Below are 20,445 nucleotides of genomic sequence, written 5' to 3'. Positions count from 1 at the left end.
CTAGATTGTGGCGCGTTGCCCTCAATTCCAGCGCGAAATGGTCTTAATGAGTGACGAATTTCCGCCTTTTTTCCCCTTCACGTTCGCCCCAGATTGTACAAGCGCTACCGTATACCGTTAGTTGGTTCTAATCGCACGCGGTCCCGTTTGTCGACAATCGTCGAGTGAACAGGGATCGAGGTACAGGCATGAAATCGGAAGATATCGGACTCCAAGCTGCTCTCGGGCGGTTAAAAACATATTCAGGTCGGGCAGTGGGGATTGCCGTATTGGTATGCGGGGCGACGCTTGCCGGGTCCCAAGTGGATGCGAGCGAGGGCAGCTTCATCCGAACCCTCGCGGCGTCCCCTCCGCCTTCGGGCGCGCAGCAATTGTGCCGTCAGTATGCTTGGGCATGTGCCAGTAAGGCGTCGGTGCGCATGACGTCACAGCAGGAAATGCAGATCATTGAGCGGATCAACCGTCAGGTCAACGCAACGACGCGCGCGGTTACGGATCAGACGCAATACCGTACTACCGAGCGGTGGGCTTTGCCGACAACGCGCGGCGGGGATTGCGAAGATTTTGCTCTTTTGAAGAAAAGAGATCTGATCAGGGCAGGTGTTGATCCTAACAAATTGCTGATCGCGACGGTGTTGGATACGCGCCGGAACGCACATGCAGTTCTTGTCTATCGCTCCGCTCGGGGGGATCTGGTGCTGGACAATTTGACCAATCGGATAAAACCATGGTCGGCCACGCGGTATTTGTTCCTTCGGATGCAGGATCCGACTAAGCCAAGCAATTGGGTCGGTGTTTACGGAAGAAGCTAAGGCTTTCAACTCATCTATCAGATTATGCATCGCAAAAGGGGCGACACGATAGTCGCCCCTTTGTTTTTCAGACCGAACGTCGAGACGTATTCGGCATTTTTCATGGCATAGCCTAAGTATTCAGGCTGCTTTGCATTTGGTCGCGTCAGAGGGTACCGCCGCTGCCATCGGCGCCGCCGCCACCGGCACCGCCGCCGCTGCCATCGCTGCCACCGCCGCCGTCACCACCGCCGCTGCCATCGTTGCCGCCGCCGCCGTCACCGCCGCCGCTGCCATCACTGCCACCGCCGTCATTGCCGTCGCCATTGCTGCCACCATTGCCGTCGCCATCATTGGAGTTTCCACCGCCATTGCTGCCGCCGTTGCCGTCGCCGCTGTCGGAGTTTCCACCACCATTGCTGCCGCCGTTGCCGTCACCGCTGCTGGAGTTTCCGCCGCCGTTGCTGCCGCCGTTGCCGTCACCGCTGCCGGAGTTACCGCCACCGTTGCTGCCGCCGCCGCCGCTACCGCTACCGGAGTCCGCGCCGCCATTGCTGCCGCCGCTGCCATTGCTGCCGCCGCCGTTGCTGCCGCCGCCGCCATCGTCGGAACCACCGCCGCCGCCGCCATCGTCGGAACCACCGCCGCCGCCACTGCGGCCGTCGCCGCCATTGTCGCCTTCGCCACCATTTGTCGACGAACCTGAACCGCCCGAGCCGCCACTGCCACCGGCGTTACCTGCGGATGCGCCGCTGCGGCTCACCGAGTTGTTGTCATTGTCATCATTTCGATCGGTTCGAACTGTCGCCGTTGGGATGTCGGTCAAAATGGCCGCGAACAAGGGGCACGTCTGAGACGTACGGGCCAGGATATCCTCAAAATCGGCACGACGCTGAATGTAACGCAGCATCCGCTTGTCGACGACCTTGCAACTACAAAGCGTTTCGGTGGATACAGATTGCCGGGCAGTTTTGACATTACAAACTTCAGCCGCATGAGCTGTGCTTACTGCCATCAATGGGAATGCCGCGGATAAAAATACAAACGAATATAAACGGGACCTTACGCGCATAGCGCTACTCCTTTAAACTCATTACCAACACCTTTGAATTAAGTAATTGTGCCACAGATTTGACAAAAATACAGCTGTATCTTGCCTCATTTTTTTGTCGGGTGTCTGCAAAAAAAGCGGGGAAGTATGCAACCTATTGGTGAAACTATATGAAAAACAACAAAAAAGCCCATCGCAGGGACGGACTTTTTTTGGTTTGATTTAGCAATCTAGGAAGCAAAAATGTCACAATTGAGGCATTGTAGCCTGAGAAGAAACAATGCTCTGGGTCGGATCAGGCCGATCTTGCCATCCGTTTTCGCTCGTGCGGGTCAAGGAAACGCTTGCGCAACCGAATGGCGTTTGGAGTGACCTCAACCAGTTCGTCATCATCGATATAGGCAATCGCTTCTTCCAGAGAATACTGGATATGAGGTGTCAGGCGAACGGCGTCATCGGAACCGCTGGCACGTACGTTGGTCAGTTTCTTGCCTTTGAGCGGGTTCACCTCAAGGTCGTTATCGCGTGAGTGTTCGCCGATGACCATGCCCTGATACACGTCGGTTTGCGGGGCAACAAACATCCGGCCGCGCTCTTCCAGGTTCCACAGTGCATAAGCCACGGCCTGTCCGTTTTCCATCGAGATCAAAACCCCCGCACGACGACCCGGGATCGGGCCTTTGTGGGCCGCCCAGCCGTGGAACACACGGTTCAGAACACCGGTGCCGCGCGTGTCGGTCAGGAATTCACCATGGTATCCAATCAACCCGCGCGACGGTACATGCGCGATAATACGGGTCTTGCCCGCGCCGGCCGGACGCATTTCGGCCAGTTCACCTTTACGCGCGCCGGTGATCTTTTCGATCACCGAGCCTGAATATTCATCGTCGACGTCAATAGTGACTTCTTCGATGGGCTCCATGCGCTGGCCGTCTTCCTCGCGGAACAGAACCTGCGGACGTGAGATGCTGAGCTCGAACCCTTCACGGCGCATGTTCTCGATCAGAACGCCCATTTGCAATTCGCCACGGCCAGCAACCTCGAAGGCATCGCCGCCAGGTGTGTCGCTGATGCGGATGGCAACGTTTGACTCGGCCTCTTTCATCAGGCGGTCGCGGATAACACGCGACTGAACTTTCTTGCCGTCGCGACCGGCCAGGGGCGAATCGTTGATGCCGAAGGTCACAGTGATGGTTGGCGGGTCGATGGGTTGTGCGGGCAGGGCTTCGTCAACCTGCGGCGAAACCAACGAGTCGGCCACAGTTGCCTTGCTCATGCCTGCAATGGTGACGATGTCACCGGCTTCGGCCACGTCGATGGGCTGTTGGGCCAGTCCGCGGAACGCGAGGATTTTCGAAGCGCGGAAGTTTTCGATCAGCGTGCCATCGCGGCTCAGCGCCTTGAGGTTGTCGCCCGCTTTCAAAGTGCCGCTTTCCACACGACCGGTCAGGATGCGACCGATGAACGGATCGCTGCCCAGCGTCGTGGCCAGCATGCGGAAGGGTTCTTCTTTGTTTTCGACCTGTTTTGGGGCAGGGACGTGATCGACGATCAGATCGAACAAGGCGGTCAGGTCCTTGCGCGGCCCGTCCAGCTCCATATCTGCCCAGCCGGAACGGCCTGAGGCATACATGGCAGGAAAATCCAGCTGATCGTCGTCAGCACCGAGGTTGGCGAACAAGTCAAAGCATTCATCAAGTGCACGGTCGGGTTCAGCGTCGGGTTTGTCGACCTTGTTCAGCACTACGATGGGACGCAGGCCCAGCGCCAACGCCTTGGACGTCACGAATTTGGTCTGCGGCATCGGGCCTTCGGCGGCGTCCACCAACAGGACAACACCGTCGACCATGCTGAGGATCCGCTCAACCTCGCCACCGAAATCGGCATGGCCGGGGGTGTCAACGATGTTGACCCGGGTGCCTTTCCATTCTACCGAGGTCGCTTTGGCAAGGATGGTGATGCCGCGTTCGCGCTCCAGATCATTGCTATCCATGGCGCGTTCGGCCACCGCCTGGTTTTCCCGGAATGCACCGGATTGTTTGAGCAGCTCATCCACCAGGGTCGTTTTACCGTGGTCCACGTGAGCGATGATTGCGATATTGCGCAGGTCCATGAGAGGTCAGCCTTTGAACGGGAAGTTGCCGCGCGCATAACGCGGATTGACTGAATAGGCCAGCCCTAACCGGTCGTCAGTGGCCCGCTGTGCTGGAAAACAGGTGAATGACCAGGATTCCGGCCAATATCATCGTCAAACCGACCACGGCGGGCCAGTCCAGGCGCTGACCAAAAACAATGAAGCCTATGATGGCGATCAGAACGATCCCTAAGCCGGACCAAATGGCATAGACGATGCCGACCGGCATATATTTTAGGGTGAGGCCCAGCAGGTAAAAGGCAACTCCGTAACCCACGACAACCAAAACAGAGGGCCAAAACCGGCTGAACTGCTGGCTGGCCTGCAGCGCCGTTGTGCCAATTGTTTCGGCGAAAACCGCCAGCAAAAGGATGAGATAGGCTTTGGGCACGGCAGGTCTCGATTCAGTTGCAGTTGGGGAGGTTGACCACAAAATCCCAATTCACGACAAGGGGAATGTGAATGGATATCGGGAAAAGTCCTGTGTCGGAAGAACCGGGACTGCCCACCGAAGAGGTCAGGATAACCATACTATTTCAAAGAGAAAAATTCTGATATGAAATGGGTGGTTTTTAGTTTTCTTTTATGAGTTTTCAATGACGAAATTTGCGATATCCGTGATCGTTGCTTCGGCATTCATAGTGGCGCTTGGGTGGCTTGCGGGCGGGGGGTCCGTCGACATAAACGCAGCCAGTGGTGTTGAGCGGTTTGAAAGTTTTCAGGTTTAAGTGCCTGCCGGAACGATTGGAAAAGGGGCCTTTGCGCCCCTTTTTCTATTGGCTCAACCGACAGTTTTTTCTGAAAAATACGTGCTCAGTTTCGGTCGCAACCATGACCACAGCGCTGGTGCACCGCGATTGATCGGGATTCCCACACGGCGTTCGATCTGGGCAAACGTCACGTTGTAATCGACCCAGGACCCGCCACCTGTTTCAAGGTTCCCGATCGGGGTTTGAAACCGATCGATCGCCTTGGCAAATCGCGCGTCTGGCGACTCGGCGGCTTCGAACTCCTCCCATAGCGTCCGGAAGGCGTGCTGCGGTGCCTCGGGCAACAACCCGAACAACCTGTCGGCTGCTGCCTTTTCCTCGGCTTCTTGTGCGGCGTGGTCGACTTGTCCGTGGATGGGATGATCTCCGGCATCAATTTCGACGATGTCATGCAGTAGAAGCATTTTCAGGACTTGGTCCAGCGATACACCGGGCTGCGCGTATTCCGCCAAAACCCAAGCAAACAGCATGATGTGCCAGGAATGTTCGGCCGAGTTCTCAAACCGATCGTCAGACAACAGGCGCGAGGCGCGGTAAACGGACTTCAGGCGGTCTGCCTCAGTCAGAAAAGCCAGCCGTTCAGAAAACGCAGTTTCGGGCGTTGACTGCGCGTGCAGCATGGCGCTGGCCAGAGCGTGTGCTTGGGGGAATTCCCGTGCCAAATACGCGGCGCGACCACTGCAGAGGTTTTCCCGCGCTACTTCAACATGATCCGGGTTGGGGGTTGGCGAACACAAGACTTGAAACAGCGGTTGGCATCGGTCCAGATACTTGGCGAATTTCGCGTCCGGCGTCGTGTCGGCCTCGAACTCTTCCCACAGGGCTTGAAACGCAGACGTCTGATCGTCCGGCAAGAGACTAAACAACTCGTCCGCCGCCGCGCGCTCGGCGCGTTCCACGGCGTTCCAATCGGTTTCCAGGTGAATGGGGTGATCGCCGACGATGATCTCGACCAGATCGTGCAACAGCAGCATGCGTATGACGCGGTTAATGTTAACGTCGTCACCCGCCAACGGCTCCATCGTCAATGCCCATAAGGCCAGGTGCCAGCTGTGTTCTGCAGAGTTTTCAGGGCGGGACCGATCCAGGAGCGCATTGGCGCGATCGACCGACTTCAGCCTGTCCGCGCGTTTCAGGAATTCAAGTTGCGCGGACAGTCTTTCAGTCATTTCTTTTCAATCGCTTTCACCTGGGATCGATGTTTGGTCAGTGCGTCGATGACAAACTTGCGCGCTTTGCGTTCAGCAATGCGTACACGCATTTCGGTCAAAAAGGCCTCTTCCAAGGTCTGGGAGGAGGCGCCCAAAAGCTCTCCCACCTCGACAAAGAATCGATCATTGCCGGTTTCGTCCATCACCTTCATTGTGTCCTCGGCCAGTTTGGCCGCAAGCGTTGTGATGGTATTCGACATTAGCGCGTGTTCTCGGTCAGGCGACGCTTCACATAGTCACTGACATCGGTGATCAGCGTGTCCATGTGACGGTCCTGGAAGAAGTGATCAGCACCCTCAACCTCGTTATGGGTGATGGTGATGCCTTTTTGTTCGTGCAGTTTGTTGACCAGCGACGTGGTGTCGGCGGGCGGGGCCACACGGTCGGACGAGCCGTTGATGATCAGGCCGGACGAAGGGCAGGGGGCCAAGAACGAGAAGTCATACATGTTGGCTGGTGGCGACACGCTAATAAAGCCCGTAATTTCTGGGCGGCGCATCAGCAGCTGCATTCCGATCCAGGCACCGAACGAGAAGCCGGCAACCCAGCAGTGCTTGGAGTTGTTGTTCATCGACTGCAGATAATCCAGCGCTGACGCTGCATCGCTCAGCTCACCGATGCCCTGATCGTATTCGCCCTGGCTGCGGCCCACGCCGCGGAAGTTAAAGCGCAACACGGTGAAGCCCATGTTGTAAAACGCATAGTGCAGATTGTAGACCACCTTGTTGTTCATGGTCCCGCCGAATTGTGGATGCGGGTGCAGCACGATGGCAATCGGTGCGTCTTTTTCCTTTTGCGGGTGGTAGCGGCCTTCCAGGCGGCCTTCGGGTCCGGGAAAAATCACCTCGGGCATGTGTGCTTTGGTCCTGTCTTTTTCTTCCTGATGCCATGATATACTTGACGGTAATCGTAAGGCACTTTAGAACGGTTCTAATTATGATGCTTTGCGCAAGGCGCTGCCTGTCGGAGATACGCACTGGCGGCGGCGGCGTCAATGTTTTCGCTTATAACCTGCCATGAGGGAAAGACAATGAAGCTTTCGACAAAGGGTCGTTACGCGATGGTTGCACTGGCTGATATTGCTCTACAGCCCTCGGACCGCTTGGTGACGCTTAGCGAAATCTCCGAACGTCAGGATGTCTCGCTTCCTTATCTTGAACAGCTTTTTGTCAAATTGCGCCGGGCCGAACTGGTTTCGTCCGTACGTGGACCGGGCGGCGGGTATCGTCTGGCGCGGCCTGCTTCCGAGATTCGGGTGGTCGAAGTTCTGGCGGCGGTGGATGAAACCGTGGACGCGCTGCAAAAAGGTGCCGGGGCATCCGGGGCATCCTCGGGCAGCCGGGCGCAGTCTTTGACCAACCGTCTTTGGGAAGGTCTCAGTGCGCATGTCTACGTTTTTTTGCACCAGACGCGCCTGTCTGACGTGATCAAGAACGACTTGGCCCCGTGCCCGGCAGTTCCCAGTCTGTTTTCCATCGTTGATGAGTAATCTAATGCTGTTTGCCTCTTGGGCTTCTTCCCCGCTTTGCGACCAGGAAAAGATGTATCCATGAATCGTGTTTATCTGGATCATAACGCAACAACACCGCTGCGCCCCGAGGCCCGCCAGGCCATGGTGGCGGCGATGGAATTGTGCGGGAACCCTTCGTCCGTTCACGCCGAGGGCCGTGCGGCCAAGGCTCTGATCGAGCGGGCAAGGGCGCAGGTTGCAGCCGCATTTGGTGCGGATGGGGCAGACGTTGTGTTCACATCAGGTTCGACCGAAGGGGCAGCGCTGACATTGATCAATCGTGATTTGCACGGGTCCGCGATTGAGCATGACGCGATCAGATCATGGATCACCGAAGACTTGCCCGCGTCGCAATCTGGTCAGGTGGACGTGTCAAACCCCCAGCAGTCGACCCTGCAATTGGCGAATTCCGAGACGGGGATTGTCCAATCGTTGCCAAACGGATTGGCGGTGACAGACGCGACACAGGCCTTTGGCAAATTGCCGGTGGCTTTTAATTGGCTGGGCGTCCAGATGGCGTTGATTTCGGCCCATAAGCTGGGCGGCCCGAAAGGTATTGGCGCGGTGGTGATGAAACGTGGCACTGAACTGCCTGCAATGATCAAAGGCGGTGGGCAAGAGATGGGCCGACGGTCAGGCACCGAAAATGTCATTGGAATCGCGGGGTTCGGGGCGGCAGCTGAAGCTGCGGCGCGGGATCTTTCAAATGGTATCTGGGAACAGGTTCGTGAATTTAGAAATATTCTAGAAAATGCCCTTGAGGCTGGTTCTAAATCTACTATTTTTGTCGGGAAAGGTCAGGACCGCCTTCCGAATACCTCGTGTTTCGCAACCCCCGGCTGGAAGGGCGAAACGCAGGTCATGCAGATGGATCTGGCAGGTTTCGCTATCAGTGCAGGTTCTGCCTGTTCCAGCGGCAAGGTCCGGGCAAGCGCGGTGTTAACCGCGATGGGTTTTGATGAGGTCACAGCAGCAAGCGCGATCCGCGTGTCTCTGGGACCTTTGACCACTGAAGAAGATGTGCTGCGTTTCGCCGAAACGTGGCTTGAAAAAGAAAAGAAGCATCGCGCGCGCGCCGCGTGATCTGACGGAGGTGTCATATGGCCGCTTTGGACCAGACCCAGGTAAAAGAAGGTGTCGATCAGGAAACCGTGGACGCGGTACGCGAGGTCAGTACCTACAAATACGGTTGGGATACCGATATCGAGATGGAATATGCTCCCAAGGGCGTAAACCCGGATATCGTCCGGCTGATCTCGGAAAAGAACGAAGAGCCCGAATGGATGACCGAATGGCGTCTGGCGGCCTTCGAACGATGGACCAAGATGGATGAGCCAAACTGGGCTATGGTCCACTATCCCAAGATCGACTTTCAGGACCAGTATTACTATGCCCGTCCCAAGTCGATGGAGGAGAAGCCCAAATCGCTGGATGAGGTCGATCCAAAGCTGCTGGCTACTTACGAAAAGCTGGGTATCCCGCTGAAAGAACAGATGATTCTGGCCGGCGTTGAAGGCGCCGAGGATATGCCTGCCGAAGGTCGCAAGGTGGCAGTGGATGCGGTGTTCGACTCGGTTTCGGTTGGCACGACCTTTCAGGACGAACTGGCCAAACACGGTGTGATCTTCTGTTCGATCTCAGAGGCGATCAGGGAACACCCTGAACTGGTCAAGAAGTACCTCGGCACAGTGGTTCCCGTCTCGGACAACTTTTACGCCACGCTGAACTCGGCCGTGTTCTCGGATGGCTCGTTTGTCTACATCCCGCCGGGCGTGCGCTGCCCGATGGAGCTGAGCACCTATTTCCGCATCAATGCGGAAAACACGGGTCAGTTCGAACGCACACTGATTATCGCGGACAAGGGTTCTTACGTTTCGTATCTGGAAGGCTGCACCGCGCCGCAGCGCGACACGGCCCAGCTGCACGCGGCCGTTGTTGAGATCATCATCGAAGAAGATGCCGAGGTGAAATACTCGACCGTTCAGAACTGGTTCCCCGGGGATGAAAACGGCAAGGGCGGTATCTACAACTTTGTGACCAAGCGCGCCGATTGCCGGGGTGATCGGTCCAAGGTGATGTGGACCCAAGTGGAAACCGGATCCGCCGTGACCTGGAAGTACCCGTCCTGCATCCTGCGCGGTGATGAAAGCCAGGGTGAGTTTTACTCGATCGCCATTACCAACAACATGCAGCAAGCTGATACCGGCACCAAAATGGTGCATCTGGGCAAGAACACCAAGTCGCGCATCGTGTCCAAGGGGATCAGCGCGGGTAAAGCACAGAACACCTATCGCGGTCTGGTTTCGATGCACCCCAAGGCGAAGGACAGCCGCAACTATACACAGTGCGACAGCTTGCTGATCGGCGATAAATGCGGGGCTCATACGGTACCGTATATCGAGGTTCGCAACAATTCATCGCGCGTGGAACATGAGGCGACAACATCCAAGGTGGATGACGATCAGCTGTTCTACTGCCGTCAGCGCGGCATGGACGAGGAAGAAGCCGTGGCGCTGGTCGTCAACGGGTTCTGCAAGGACGTCCTGCAGGCGTTGCCGATGGAGTTTGCCATGGAAGCGCAACAGCTGGTGGCCATCAGCCTTGAAGGATCAGTGGGTTAACCCCGCATTTCTCTGAATTCAGAACATATCGGGGCCGGATGGCCCCTTGCGGTACGCAAAAGGACAAAAAATGCTGGAAATCAAAAACCTGCACGTGAAACTTGAGGAAGAAGAAAAGCAAATCCTCAAAGGTGTCGACCTGACGGTTGAGGCCGGAAAGGTGCATGCGATCATGGGGCCGAACGGCTCGGGCAAGTCGACGCTCAGCTATGTGCTGTCGGGCCGCGATGGGTACGAAGTGACCGAAGGCTCTGCCACGCTGGAAGGTGAGGACCTTTTGGAGATGGAGCCGGAAGAGCGCGCGGCTGCGGGTGTCTTCCTAGCGTTCCAATACCCTGTTGAGATCCCGGGTGTTGGCAACATGACCTTCCTGCGCACGGCCGTGAACGCTCAGCGCAAGGCGCGCGGCGAAGAAGAGCTGTCGGCAGCGGATTTCCTGAAGGAAGTCCGGGCCAAGGCGAAATCGCTGAAAATCGACGCGGACATGCTTAAGCGTCCGGTAAACGTTGGCTTCTCAGGCGGTGAGAAGAAGCGGAACGAAATCCTGCAGATGGCGATGCTGGAACCCAAGATGTGCATCTTGGACGAAACGGATTCAGGTCTGGACGTAGATGCGATGAAACTGGTGGCCGAGGGCGTGAACGCGCTGCGTGATGAAGGCCGTGGTTTCCTGGTCATCACCCACTATCAACGCCTGTTGGACCACATCAAACCTGACGTTGTTCATATCATGGCGGACGGTCGCATCGTTAAAACCGGTGGTCCCGAACTGGCGTTGGAAGTTGAAAACAACGGTTATGCCGACATCCTGGCCGAGGTGAACTGATGGCTTTGCCCGAAGTAAAACAAACCTCGACCGAGGCACGGCTGGCCACGCTGACCATGCCCGAAGCCGGCTGTACCCGGGCCGCGCGCGAAGACGCGCTGGCGCGAGTGCTGGAAATGGGTCTGCCGGGGCGGCGCGACGAGTATTGGAAGTACACGCGCCCTGACACCCTGATCTCGGCCGAGCAGCCGCATGCAGCATTGTTCCACTCAGACGAGCCGCTGCTGTTTGGCAATCTTGACCGGTTGAAGATCGTTTTCATCGACGGTGTGTTCAGCGCTGAAGACTCGGATGATTTAGAGCTGGAAGGTGTCAACATCGACCGGATCGAGGATATCTGCTGTAAGGATATTCACTGGGCCAAAGAGTTGTACGGCGTTCTGGAATCGCGCGGGCAATCCCCGGTTCAGCGGCCGTTGGCTGCTTTGAATACCGCCTTTGCTGCAGATGGCGTTGCGATCCACGTCACCGGCAAACCGACCAAGCCGATCAGCCTGATCTATCGCCATGCATCCGAGACCTCGGACGCCATGCTGCATCACATCATCCGTGTCGAAAGCGGCGCTGAAGTGACGGTTCTGGAAAATGGTCCTGCGGCATCACGGTTCAACAAATGCATCGAGATCGACATCGCCGATGGCGGTACGCTGCATCACGTGCGCGCGCAGGGCAGGGACCACGAACGTCGCGCTGCGACACACATGTTCACGCGTCTGGGTCAGGAATCTGTCTATAAATCCTTCACGCTGACGGTGAATGGCATTCTGACCCGCAACGAACAGGTAATCGAACTGACCGGTGACGACGCTATAGCTCATGTGGCGGGTGCTTGTGTTGGCGATGGCGATTTTCATCATGACGACACAGTTTTCGTTACCCATGACGCGGTGAACTGCGAAAGCCGTCAGGTCTTTAAGAAAGTTCTGCGCAACGGCGCAACCGGCGTGTTCCAAGGTAAGATCCTGGTCAAGGAAGGCGCACAGAAGACTGATGGATATCAGATCAGCCAGTCCTTGCTGCTGGATGATGACAGCCAGTTCCTCGCCAAGCCCGAGCTTGAGATCTATGCCGACGATGTTGCGTGTTCGCACGGCTCGACCTCGGGTGCGATTGATGAGACGGCGCTGTTTTACCTGCGTTCGCGTGGGGTTTCGGTTAAGGACGCCACCAATATGCTGACGCTGGCATTTTTGGCCGAAGCCGTCGATGAGATCGAGGATGAGGTATTGGCTGAGGCCATCGTAAACCGCCTTGAAGGCTGGCTGTCGCGACACATCTGATGCCTTTGACCTCGGATATCGTGGCCACCTATCGGGGGCCGGGTCGTGTCGTGCGGCGGCTTCTTGATCTAGGCCCGCGCGAGGACCGGGCGCTGATGTTTGTCATGGCGTTTTGCATTGTGGCATTCATCGCGCAATTGCCCAGCCTTGCGCGACGCGCGCATATCGAAGGACTAGAGCTGGATATGCTGATGGGCGGTGCCTTGATGGGCACTGTCATTATTCTGCCTCTGTTTTTCTACCTGCTGTCCTTTGTCTCATACGGCGCGGCCCGGTTGGTTGGCGGTCAGGGGACGTCCTATGGCGCTAGATTGGCTCTGTTCTGGGCGCTATTATCCTCAACACCTCTGGTTTTGTTGAATGGTTTGGTCGGCGGTTTCATAGGATCTGGCCCGGCCCTGACACTCGTCGGGATCGTCTGGTTCGCAGTGTTCCTTTGGTTCTGGCTGGCAGGTCTCAGTCAAGCGCAAAGGCGGCAAGAATGAATCCCACTGGCTTTGTTGATCTTGCGATCTTGACCCTGACACACCCCGCCCAAGCGGCCCGGCGCCTTTTGGACATGCGCCCGGGGCGAGAAATCTTATGGCTTTCTTTCTTTCTGGCCGTGGTGCTCAACGGCCTTGTACAACTGGGTATTGATCATTTGCTTCCAGTCCCCGGTGATGAATCCGTACCCCCACCTACGCCGGTGTTCCTAGGGCTGGTCCGATCTGCCGGCGCCATGCTGCTAAGCGTCGGGGCATTTCTGTTCGTGGGGAGGTTTCTGGGTGGCCGTGCAACATTCGATGACATCCTGACGCTGACCATCTGGCTGCAGTACCTTCAGATCGCTGCGATGGTGATCACGCTGGTCATTACGATCGTGCTGCCGTTTTTGATGCTGATGTTTTTGCTGGCCACGGCGATTATCAGCCTTTACGTCACGCTCCATTTTCTGAATGAAGCGCACCAGTTCGGTTCGCTTGCTAAATCCTTCGGGGTCATCGTGTTATCTGCTTTGATTGCAGTGCCCTTTGTCCTCGCATTAACGCCCGGCGGCCCCGTATAGGGAACAAAAGACCATGTATGACGTGCAGAAAATCCGCTCAGACTTTCCAATCCTGTCTCGGGAAGTGAACGGCAAGCCGTTGACCTATCTGGACAATGGCGCATCGGCGCAGAAACCGCAGGTCGTGATTGATGCGGTGACACGGGCATATTCCGAAGAATACGCGAATGTTCACCGCGGCCTGCATTACTTGTCCAATCTGGCGACCGAGAAATACGAATCCGTTCGCGGAACCATCGCCCGTTTTCTGGGCGCGGCGGACGAGGATGAGATTGTCTTGAACTCGGGCACGACCGAGGGGATTAACCTGGTCGCCTATGGCTGGGCCATGCCGCGCATGGAGGCCGGAGATGAGATCGTGCTGAGCGTGATGGAACACCACGCCAATATTGTCCCCTGGCATTTTCTGCGCGAACGTCAGGGCGTCGTCCTGAAATGGGTCGATGTGGACGCCGATGGAGGGCTTGACCCGCAGGCCGTGATCGACGCGATCGGTCCCAAGACCAAGCTGGTTGCAGTAACGCAGTGTTCGAACGTGTTGGGCACAGTGGTTGACGTCAAAGCGATCACAGAAGGCGCACACGCGAAAGGCGTTCCGGTGCTGGTCGATGGCAGCCAGGGCGCTGTGCACATGCCCGTCAATGTCGCCGATATCGGCTGCGATTTCTATGCAATCACTGGCCACAAGCTTTATGGCCCTTCGGGGTCGGGTGCGATTTACATCAAATCCGAACGCATGGCCGAGATGCGCCCCTTTATCGGTGGCGGCGACATGATCAAAGAGGTCAGCAAGGACCAGGTGATCTACAACGACCCGCCAATGAAGTTCGAGGCCGGAACGCCCGGTATTGTCCAAACCATCGGTCTGGGTGTTGCGCTGGATTACATGATGGATCTGGGGATGGAAAATATCGCCGCTCATGAGGCCGGGTTGCGCGATTATGCTATGCAGAGACTGACTGGTCTGAACTGGTTGCAGGTTCAGGGCACACGCCCGGACAAGGCCGCAATCTTCAGCTTTACGATGGACGGGGCAGGGCACGCGCATGATGTCTCGACCATTCTGGACAAGAAAGGCGTGGCTGTCCGTGCCGGTCATCACTGCGCTGGTCCTCTTATGGATTTCTACGGTGTCACCGCGACTTGCCGCGCAAGCTTTGGTCTGTACAACACCACGGACGAGGTCGACATACTGATCGACGCGCTGGAATTGGCACACGATTTGTTTGCGTGAAACCTGGCCGATCCGGAAAGATTTGCAGTTGCACCCGGATCGGATCAAGGTTAGCTAACGGCCAAGGCACCTGTAGCTCAGCTGGATAGAGCGCTGCCCTCCGAAGGCAGAGGCCAGAGGTTCGAATCCTCTCAGGTGCGCCATTACTTTTAATGTCTTACGGCTAGTTGGGTTATGTTTTTGCCCTCTTAAGCCCGCTTTCGCTTCGGCTTTCAATAGATTAGGCCGGGAAATGCACCGGCTCAGACCTTCTGCTATCGTGAAAGACCAAATGCCTTGCGATACTTTGGGATAAAGAGCTCTTTTCCTTTCATCTTGCGGGTGATCCAATCGCCAACAGTCGCAAAGAGCCAACTATTGCCGACATGAGGACTCAGCGGAACGAGGATCGGTGCCTTCTTCCAAGGCGCATAGGGTTTTTGATCTTCGACCGCTTGTCCCTTCAACACCTGCTTCAATGTCTTGATCAACCATGGGTTTTGCCTAGTGATCGCGACAATCGTCATACCGTCTCCTATGTCGGCGATGTCGCCTGCGATGAAGACATTCGGAAAATTTGACGGGCGCATCCACTTGTCGGTTTTGACCCGGCCGGATGGTACAGCGTTCACCCCAGGCAAAGTCTGGATCAAGGTCGTATTTGGTTTTGATCCGACGACTGGAAACACCAGATCAACGGAGACAACCCGACCATCGGTCAGTTTCACTGATCCCGCGTAGGGCATGTCCATGCGCTGTAAATCTTCGACTCTTTGATCAAGCACGACAGATACACCGGCGCGTTCAAGTTTGCGTTTGATCTGGCTGCCAAACCTAGCAGGGTACATCGGGAAAAGGGTATCGTCCGACGAAATCAAAGTGATGTCCTTGTCCGGTCGTGCCGCAGCAATTTCACCCGCCAGTTCTGTGCCAACAGCACCAGCCCCGACGATTGCCACCGATTTCGCGGCTGCCAATTGCGCGCTGACGTCTGCGCTGGCCTGGCGAAAATCATCAATGCTGTCGCCCGATGGTTTGAACGGTGCTGCATAGGACGAACCTGTGGCCACGACGATAAAATCAGCCGGATAGACATTGCCATCTTCCAGGGTCACTTCGGTTTGAGACACCGATACAGCGCGGCCACGCACGACCCGCCCGGTCTTTAGCAGGCGATCATACGGCAGGACGATCTGATCCAGCAAAGCAGGGTCCAGGAGCGCCCGGATTGTCGCCGGCGGCTGCACAAAAGCTTCGCGTTGCTCGATCAGTGTGACATCGGCATGTGCATCCAATTCTTTGGCAACTTCAAAGCCGACATATCCGCCACCAACAATCACTACCTTCTTCTTGCTCATCCCAATCCTCATTGCATTTGGGTGTTCCGGGCAGTAGTTAGAATTACATGATCAAAACGACAAGTACGGTCATTTAGGATACTGTCATGACAACTCTCGAATCGAAAGAGAATTGCCTTATCGAGCCGTTGATCGAAGCGATTTCGGGTAAGTGGAAACTTTTGATTGTCTATTGGCTGGCCCAGGAAACCTCGCGGTTTAATCAGCTTCAGCGAAACCTTGGCAGCATAACGCACCGGACACTGACCCGCCAGCTAAGTGAGTTGCAAGAAGCGGGCTTTGTTTCACGCAAAGACTTCAAAACCATCCCGCCCCATGTGGAATACAGCCTGACGCCTTTAGGGCAAAGCTTAATACCTCTGCTGCAGGCCATGCATGACTGGGCGGCGAGCAACGCAGATCTGCTGCACGATCCGAGATGATGGCACTGCAGTAAGCTAAACCGCGATAGCAGGCGTGCTGGCGCCATTGCTCGGAATGAAGCCAGGATGCCAGACAGGAGCAATTACACCAGCACTAAGAGCAGATAGGCGGCAAGGGCCACTACAATGGAAAACAGAACCACCGGCGGCGGTCTATCAGTATCCTTGAGTTCTTGCTGAAACGAACCGGCATAATATGCCAGATAAAGCGCGGCAACCAGCAGGAACAAAGCTATTACTTTGGCGACAATCGAAATCATTAATCTTTCCTCTAACGCCGCAATATGACTCCTTTCTCGTAAAAAATCTCTTCATAAAATCGCGATATTTTTCATCATGTTATATGAAAATTCGCGAGGAGTGCGCGCTGGCTCACCTAAGAATGACGTTTTCAAGTCCGTGAGAACACATATTCGGCAGCCAATTCCGGTCCTGTTAGCGCGGCAATCAGCGATCCCGTATCTGGGCAAAACATGTACGCTGGTAGTCCAAAAAACAAAGAGCGCCCAAGGGCGCTCGTCGTTGAGAAACAGTTTGGGTGTCTTTTAGCCGCCCCAGCTGCGAACCTCGCCGCAATCCATATGGACGAAGTTCGAGCGGTGGTACTTGCCAACACCGCCAGCGCGGCAGGACATGGCTGCTTTGGCCATCTGGGACACAGAACGGGACGACAGGCGCAAGTCAGCAGCCTGACCTTTCATGTGCAGCGAGTTCTTGGCCACACGGCGCGAACGAGACCGCAGCATTGCATTGGTTTGGGGGGAGCGGTAGCCGGACAAAAGAGTGTAGGGCTCATTCACGTCCAGAAGATTATGAGAGGCTGCCATGATGTCGATGGTGCGCAGATCCATGGATTTGGCCTGATCAGTACGCCAGTCGCGCATGAAGTGGTTCACTTCTTTGACAGCGTCCTTGATGTATTTTCCGTCAACCCAATATATCATATCAAGCCGTTCGCCCGTGCGGCCCGAATACATACGGATACGGCGAATATCGCCGCCACCGCGCAAAAAACCTGCTGCACTGGAATAAGTCGGTGCTGCTACAACTGCTGTTGCAGCGAATGCGCCCAATAGGGCACGCCGGGTCAAGCCCGATGTACTGCTCGTGGTCATTTCGTTTCGTCCCGTACTGTTCCTGCCTGCACACGATGTTACGCGCGCGATCTTAATTTTTTCCCATCCCAGATGCGGGATTTATGACACAGTACGAAATGCCAGCCAAGAAATCTTTCACATTCATCTTTTCAAGGGGGAATTTTCGGCGATTTTTTGCGCAGGTGATGCAAATCGGTATAGTATTGAGGCAATTAGGCGTTGGCGCAACGCAGCCGATGCAAACGCGCATCAGGCTCGGATGGATGCTTTGGATTGATGTATTTGTGAATGGACAAAACGTCCAGCTGAAAACCATATTCATTCGGAACGCGCCTCAGAACGCGCAAAGTATTGAATAATCAAGGTCATCCCATGCGAGCACTTTACCGGTTGCCTAAAAGTCTTATCTTCGCCGCTTGCATTACGGCGTCTGCCTCTGTGGCAAGTGCCCAGTCTGCACCCGGAACGGCATTTCAAATGGCTGTGGCCGAGTTTGCGCCTGCAGGTTCAGGTCTGGCAGAGTTCTATCGTACCAACGCGTTTGCCCCAATATGGGTGGGCGACACGCCTGAGCATGAAGCGCGCAGAGCGCGGTTGATAAAGGCGTTATCTTCCACAAACCTGCATGGCTTGCCCGAAGGGGGCTATGACGTTCAGTCGATCGTATCAAAAATGCAGGACGCCAGATCGCTGCGGGATTTGGGTGCGGTTGAAATCGAATTAAGCAAGGCGTTTGTCAGCTATGCAAATGATCTGTATTCAGGCGCATTGCGTCCTGCGCAGATTGACGATGGGCTGGTCCGCACAGTGTCGCGTCGGTCGGCCAATGACCATTTGCAGGGCCTGCTTACTGCGGAGGGTGACGCGTATTTCGATCTGCTTGCACCGCAATCCACCCAGTACCGCGCGTTGATGAAACAGAAGATCGCGCTTGAGGCATTGGTCAACCAAGGCGGTTGGGGTGCTGGTGTGCCTGTAGGTAAGTTGGAATATGGCGATACCGGATCTAATGTAATTAAGCTTCGTAACCGTCTGATTGAAATGGGGTATCTAAGCCCGACCGCAACCCCGGAATTCGATGAGGCAATGCTGGCTGCTGTCAAAGACTTCCAACAGGCGCACGGTCTGGCCACCGATGGTGTCGCCGGTGAGGGCACGATCACCGAGCTTAACCGCACGGCGTCCGAGCGTTTGAAGGCCGTTTATGTTGCACTGGAACGAGAACGCTGGTTGCCGCGTGAACGGGGTGAGCGGCACATTCTGGTCAACCAGGCCGACTTTTCGGCCAAGATCGTGGACGATGGCAGGGTTACCTTTGAAACCCGCGCCGTGATTGGCAAGAACGTTCATGACCGTCGCAGCCCAGAATTTTCGGACGAGATGGAGCATATGGTCATCAACCCCAGTTGGTATGTGCCGCGCTCGATCATCACCAAGGAATATCTGCCAAAATTGCAGTCAAATCCAAACGCCGTAGGCCACATCCAGATCACGGATCGCAGTGGTCGTCTGGTTAATCGGGGCGCGGTTGATTTCACCCAGTTCAACACCAGAAACTTCCCGTTTGCCATGCGTCAACCCCCCAGCAAAAGCAACGCGCTGGGGTTGGTAAAGTTCATGTTCCCCAATAAGCACAACATCTATCTGCATGATACGCCTCAGAAATCTCTGTTTGCACGTGAGACGCGAGCGTTCTCGCACGGGTGTATCCGGTTGGCGCAACCCTTCGAGTTTGCCTATGCACTTTTGGCCAAACAGGAAGAGGACCCAAAGGCGTTTTTCCACCGTATATTGGCGTCCGGCAAGGAAACGACTGTCCCGCTGGAACAGCATGTTCCGGTACATCTGATCTATCGCACCGCCTATGTCGGTCCGAAAGGTGAGGTTCAGTACCGCCGCGATGTCTATGACCGGGACCGGAAAATCTGGGACGCTCTGCAGAAAGCAGGGGTAGCCCTGCCGGACGTTCAGGGGTAATCACCGGGGCAGGTCCTTAATTCGGGAAGCCCGTCATGCAGTACACTATTCAGCAAATCGCCGAAGCCTTGGGCGCGGACTGTCAGGGTGAACTTGGCCTTATTATAGAGCGCGCCGCAGAACCGGTCGATGCCCGGCCGTCTGACCTGGCAATGGCGATGTCGCCGAAATACGCGGACGCGCTTAGCACGGGTGCCGCCCGCGCCGCCGTTTTGTGGGAAGGTGCGGATTGGCGGGCTCTGGGGCTGGAGGCCGCGATTTTTGTGCCGCGTCCACGCATGGCGATGGCGGGTATCACGGCAATGCTGGATCGCGGGCAAGGAGTGCAGCCGGGCATTCACCCCTCTGCCGTAATCGACCCAACGGCGGAGATAGGCGAGGGTGCCTCGATCGGCCCATTGGCGGTTGTTGGTGCCGGTGCGTGTATCGGTAAGAATGCGGTCATCGGTCCACATTGCGTGATCGGTCTGGATGCCGTTCTGGGCGACGACGCGTTTCTGCGCGAGATGGTGAGTATCGGAGCAAGGGCTCAGATCGGTGATCGTTTCATTGCGCAACCCGGCGCTAGGATCGGCAGTGACGGTTTCAGCTTTGTGACGCCCGAGGTATCAGGCGTGGAAAACGCCCGCAAATCCATGGGCGATCAGGGTGAAGCCCGGGCGCAGAGCTGGCTCCGCATTCATTCTTTGGGTGCCGTCGAGATTGGCGATGATGTCGAAGTCGGTGCGAATTGTACCATTGACAATGGAACCATCAGGAACACCCGCATCGGCGATGGTTCAAAGCTCGATAACCAGGTTCATATCGGGCACAACACCCGTGTTGGGCAGGATTGCCTGTTATGCGGGCAATCTGGTGTTTCCGGGTCAGTCGACATTGGAAATAACGTTGTTTTGGGCGGACAGACCGGCGTGTCTGACAACATCTTTATCGGCGATGGTGTGATTGCGGGCGGGGGCACAAAAATCCTGTCCAACGTTCCAAAAGGGCGTGTGGTTATGGGTTATCCGGCCATCAAAATGGAAACGCATACAGACATTTACAAAGCACAGCGCCGACTGCCGAGATTGGCACGTGACGTTGAGGCGCTGAAAAAGGCTGTTTCCAAACAGCCTCCGAGCGATTAAATCAACCAC

22 protein-coding genes and 1 tRNA gene are annotated in these 20,445 nt (G+C 56.0%); 14 read left to right on the top strand and 9 right to left on the bottom strand.

Annotation, left to right across the window (positions count from 1 at the left end; genetic code table 11):
• The first annotated feature begins 188 nt into the window (after positions 1-188).
• Positions 189-812, top strand: a complete 624-nt coding sequence (locus AC2FD9_RS03605) for a transglutaminase-like cysteine peptidase (RefSeq protein WP_282168282.1) — start codon at positions 189-191, stop codon at positions 810-812.
• A 145-nt stretch (positions 813-957) separates the two neighbouring features.
• Here the strand turns inward: AC2FD9_RS03605 and AC2FD9_RS03600 are convergent, their stop codons facing one another.
• The 3 genes from AC2FD9_RS03600 to AC2FD9_RS03590 all read right to left on the bottom strand — a co-directional run bounded on the left by AC2FD9_RS03600 (position 958) and on the right by AC2FD9_RS03590 (position 4,367).
• Positions 958-1,806 carry a hypothetical protein gene (locus AC2FD9_RS03600; RefSeq protein WP_496835415.1) on the bottom strand — a complete coding sequence of 283 codons (849 nt, stop codon included), beginning with the start codon at positions 1,804-1,806 and terminating at the stop codon, positions 958-960.
• A gap of 331 nt (positions 1,807-2,137) precedes the next feature.
• Positions 2,138-3,955, bottom strand: coding sequence for a translational GTPase TypA (gene typA, locus AC2FD9_RS03595; protein WP_496835414.1), 1,818 nt, complete (start codon positions 3,953-3,955; stop codon positions 2,138-2,140).
• Between the two features lie 76 nt (positions 3,956-4,031).
• Positions 4,032-4,367 carry a DMT family transporter gene (locus AC2FD9_RS03590; protein ID WP_496835413.1) on the bottom strand — a complete coding sequence of 112 codons (336 nt, stop codon included), beginning with the start codon at positions 4,365-4,367 and terminating at the stop codon, positions 4,032-4,034.
• A 205-nt stretch (positions 4,368-4,572) separates the two neighbouring features.
• Between AC2FD9_RS03590 and AC2FD9_RS03585 the strand changes: the two genes are divergently transcribed.
• A complete protein-coding gene (locus tag AC2FD9_RS03585) occupies positions 4,573-4,704 on the top strand; it encodes a hypothetical protein (protein WP_472723796.1) in 132 nt (43 codons plus the stop codon).
• A gap of 53 nt (positions 4,705-4,757) precedes the next feature.
• On the opposite strand, the gene AC2FD9_RS03580 is transcribed toward AC2FD9_RS03585, so the two are convergent.
• Genes AC2FD9_RS03580 through AC2FD9_RS03570 form a run of 3 tightly spaced genes read right to left on the bottom strand, consistent with a single transcriptional unit; the run spans position 4,758 to position 6,810 of the window.
• Complete coding sequence (locus AC2FD9_RS03580) at positions 4,758-5,915, bottom strand: HD domain-containing protein (protein ID WP_496835411.1); 1,158 nt, start codon at positions 5,913-5,915, stop codon at positions 4,758-4,760.
• A complete protein-coding gene (locus AC2FD9_RS03575; protein WP_058271680.1) occupies positions 5,912-6,157 on the bottom strand; it encodes a hypothetical protein in 246 nt (81 codons plus the stop codon). Before AC2FD9_RS03575 ends, AC2FD9_RS03580 begins: the two co-directional genes overlap by 4 nt.
• Positions 6,157-6,810 (bottom strand): alpha/beta hydrolase, encoded by a 654-nt coding sequence (locus AC2FD9_RS03570; protein ID WP_058271679.1) that lies wholly within the window; start codon positions 6,808-6,810, stop codon positions 6,157-6,159. The genes AC2FD9_RS03575 and AC2FD9_RS03570 overlap by 1 nt, the downstream gene beginning before the upstream one ends.
• Positions 6,811-6,987: 177 nt before the next feature.
• Here AC2FD9_RS03570 and iscR point away from each other — a divergent pair, with 177 nt between their 5' ends.
• The 9 genes from iscR (at position 6,988) to AC2FD9_RS03525 (ending at position 14,619) form a co-directional block, all read left to right on the top strand.
• The gene (gene iscR, locus AC2FD9_RS03565) at positions 6,988-7,446 is read left to right on the top strand and encodes a Fe-S cluster assembly transcriptional regulator IscR (RefSeq protein ID WP_058271678.1); all 459 of its coding nucleotides are present in this window, start codon (positions 6,988-6,990) and stop codon (positions 7,444-7,446) included.
• Between the two features lie 60 nt (positions 7,447-7,506).
• Positions 7,507-8,550, top strand: a complete 1,044-nt coding sequence (locus tag AC2FD9_RS03560) for a cysteine desulfurase family protein (RefSeq protein WP_496704208.1) — start codon at positions 7,507-7,509, stop codon at positions 8,548-8,550.
• Positions 8,551-8,567: 17 nt separating this feature from the next.
• Positions 8,568-10,088, top strand: a complete 1,521-nt coding sequence (sufB, locus tag AC2FD9_RS03555) for a Fe-S cluster assembly protein SufB (protein WP_058271676.1) — start codon at positions 8,568-8,570, stop codon at positions 10,086-10,088.
• A gap of 70 nt (positions 10,089-10,158) precedes the next feature.
• Positions 10,159-10,914, top strand: coding sequence for a Fe-S cluster assembly ATPase SufC (gene sufC, locus AC2FD9_RS03550; RefSeq protein ID WP_109311872.1), 756 nt, complete (start codon positions 10,159-10,161; stop codon positions 10,912-10,914).
• Entirely contained in the window at positions 10,914-12,194 is a 1,281-nt protein-coding gene (locus AC2FD9_RS03545; protein WP_496835408.1) for a SufB/SufD family protein, read from the top strand. Before sufC ends, AC2FD9_RS03545 begins: the two co-directional genes overlap by 1 nt.
• Positions 12,194-12,679: a YIP1 family protein gene (locus AC2FD9_RS03540; protein WP_496835406.1), complete on the top strand. Its 486-nt coding sequence runs from the start codon at positions 12,194-12,196 to the stop codon at positions 12,677-12,679. Before AC2FD9_RS03545 ends, AC2FD9_RS03540 begins: the two co-directional genes overlap by 1 nt.
• 29 nt (positions 12,680-12,708) lie before the next feature.
• Complete coding sequence (locus tag AC2FD9_RS03535; protein ID WP_496835405.1) at positions 12,709-13,242, top strand: Yip1 family protein; 534 nt, start codon at positions 12,709-12,711, stop codon at positions 13,240-13,242.
• Positions 13,243-13,255: 13 nt separating this feature from the next.
• Complete coding sequence (locus AC2FD9_RS03530; RefSeq protein ID WP_282118410.1) at positions 13,256-14,476, top strand: cysteine desulfurase; 1,221 nt, start codon at positions 13,256-13,258, stop codon at positions 14,474-14,476.
• Positions 14,477-14,542: 66 nt separating this feature from the next.
• Positions 14,543-14,619 (top strand) — tRNA-Arg (locus tag AC2FD9_RS03525).
• A gap of 111 nt (positions 14,620-14,730) precedes the next feature.
• Here AC2FD9_RS03525 and AC2FD9_RS03520 read toward each other — a convergent pair.
• Positions 14,731-15,825, bottom strand: coding sequence for an NAD(P)/FAD-dependent oxidoreductase (locus AC2FD9_RS03520; protein ID WP_496835402.1), 1,095 nt, complete (start codon positions 15,823-15,825; stop codon positions 14,731-14,733).
• A gap of 74 nt (positions 15,826-15,899) precedes the next feature.
• On the opposite strand from AC2FD9_RS03520, the gene AC2FD9_RS03515 reads away from it, so the two are divergent.
• Entirely contained in the window at positions 15,900-16,235 is a 336-nt protein-coding gene (locus AC2FD9_RS03515) for a winged helix-turn-helix transcriptional regulator (RefSeq protein WP_282118412.1), read from the top strand.
• A gap of 83 nt (positions 16,236-16,318) precedes the next feature.
• On the opposite strand, the gene AC2FD9_RS03510 is transcribed toward AC2FD9_RS03515, so the two are convergent.
• Together AC2FD9_RS03510 and mepK are read right to left on the bottom strand one after the other, a co-directional pair.
• A complete protein-coding gene (locus AC2FD9_RS03510; protein ID WP_282118413.1) occupies positions 16,319-16,495 on the bottom strand; it encodes a hypothetical protein in 177 nt (58 codons plus the stop codon).
• A gap of 285 nt (positions 16,496-16,780) precedes the next feature.
• Positions 16,781-17,350, bottom strand: a complete 570-nt coding sequence (mepK, locus tag AC2FD9_RS03505) for a peptidoglycan L,D-endopeptidase MepK (RefSeq protein ID WP_496835400.1) — start codon at positions 17,348-17,350, stop codon at positions 16,781-16,783.
• A 354-nt stretch (positions 17,351-17,704) separates the two neighbouring features.
• On the opposite strand from mepK, the gene AC2FD9_RS03500 reads away from it, so the two are divergent.
• Positions 17,705-19,309: a L,D-transpeptidase family protein gene (locus tag AC2FD9_RS03500; RefSeq protein ID WP_496835399.1), complete on the top strand. Its 1,605-nt coding sequence runs from the start codon at positions 17,705-17,707 to the stop codon at positions 19,307-19,309.
• A gap of 35 nt (positions 19,310-19,344) precedes the next feature.
• Entirely contained in the window at positions 19,345-20,436 is a 1,092-nt protein-coding gene (gene lpxD / locus AC2FD9_RS03495) for a UDP-3-O-(3-hydroxymyristoyl)glucosamine N-acyltransferase (protein WP_496835398.1), read from the top strand.
• The last annotated feature ends 9 nt before the right edge of the window (positions 20,437-20,445 follow it).

The sequence above is a fragment of the Ruegeria sp. YTSC230 genome (genome assembly GCF_059609665.1).
This window is presented reverse-complemented; position numbering and strand designations above follow the sequence as displayed.

Excerpts from the sequence above, each read along its gene's own strand:
- AC2FD9_RS03575 (WP_058271680.1), bottom strand. The coding sequence starts at position 6,157 with ATGTCGAATACCATCACAACGCTTGCGGCCAAACTGGCCGAGGACACA.
- AC2FD9_RS03500 (WP_496835399.1), top strand. The coding sequence starts at position 17,705 with ATGCGAGCACTTTACCGGTTGCCTAAAAGTCTTATCTTCGCCGCTTGC.
- AC2FD9_RS03570 (WP_058271679.1), bottom strand. The coding sequence starts at position 6,810 with ATGCCCGAGGTGATTTTTCCCGGACCCGAAGGCCGCCTGGAAGGCCGC.
- AC2FD9_RS03515 (WP_282118412.1), top strand. The coding sequence starts at position 15,900 with ATGACAACTCTCGAATCGAAAGAGAATTGCCTTATCGAGCCGTTGATC.
- AC2FD9_RS03600 (WP_496835415.1), bottom strand. The coding sequence starts at position 1,806 with ATGGCAGTAAGCACAGCTCATGCGGCTGAAGTTTGTAATGTCAAAACT.
- AC2FD9_RS03510 (WP_282118413.1), bottom strand. The coding sequence starts at position 16,495 with ATGATTTCGATTGTCGCCAAAGTAATAGCTTTGTTCCTGCTGGTTGCC.
- AC2FD9_RS03545 (WP_496835408.1), top strand. The coding sequence starts at position 10,914 with ATGGCTTTGCCCGAAGTAAAACAAACCTCGACCGAGGCACGGCTGGCC.
- sufB (WP_058271676.1), top strand. The coding sequence starts at position 8,568 with ATGGCCGCTTTGGACCAGACCCAGGTAAAAGAAGGTGTCGATCAGGAA.
- AC2FD9_RS03530 (WP_282118410.1), top strand. The coding sequence starts at position 13,256 with ATGTATGACGTGCAGAAAATCCGCTCAGACTTTCCAATCCTGTCTCGG.
- lpxD (WP_496835398.1), top strand. The coding sequence starts at position 19,345 with ATGCAGTACACTATTCAGCAAATCGCCGAAGCCTTGGGCGCGGACTGT.
- typA (WP_496835414.1), bottom strand. The coding sequence starts at position 3,955 with ATGGACCTGCGCAATATCGCAATCATCGCTCACGTGGACCACGGTAAA.
- AC2FD9_RS03520 (WP_496835402.1), bottom strand. The coding sequence starts at position 15,825 with ATGAGGATTGGGATGAGCAAGAAGAAGGTAGTGATTGTTGGTGGCGGA.
- mepK (WP_496835400.1), bottom strand. The coding sequence starts at position 17,350 with ATGACCACGAGCAGTACATCGGGCTTGACCCGGCGTGCCCTATTGGGC.
- AC2FD9_RS03585 (WP_472723796.1), top strand. The coding sequence starts at position 4,573 with ATGACGAAATTTGCGATATCCGTGATCGTTGCTTCGGCATTCATAGTG.
- AC2FD9_RS03540 (WP_496835406.1), top strand. The coding sequence starts at position 12,194 with ATGCCTTTGACCTCGGATATCGTGGCCACCTATCGGGGGCCGGGTCGT.
- sufC (WP_109311872.1), top strand. The coding sequence starts at position 10,159 with ATGCTGGAAATCAAAAACCTGCACGTGAAACTTGAGGAAGAAGAAAAG.
- AC2FD9_RS03560 (WP_496704208.1), top strand. The coding sequence starts at position 7,507 with ATGAATCGTGTTTATCTGGATCATAACGCAACAACACCGCTGCGCCCC.
- AC2FD9_RS03580 (WP_496835411.1), bottom strand. The coding sequence starts at position 5,915 with ATGACTGAAAGACTGTCCGCGCAACTTGAATTCCTGAAACGCGCGGAC.
- AC2FD9_RS03605 (WP_282168282.1), top strand. The coding sequence starts at position 189 with ATGAAATCGGAAGATATCGGACTCCAAGCTGCTCTCGGGCGGTTAAAA.
- iscR (WP_058271678.1), top strand. The coding sequence starts at position 6,988 with ATGAAGCTTTCGACAAAGGGTCGTTACGCGATGGTTGCACTGGCTGAT.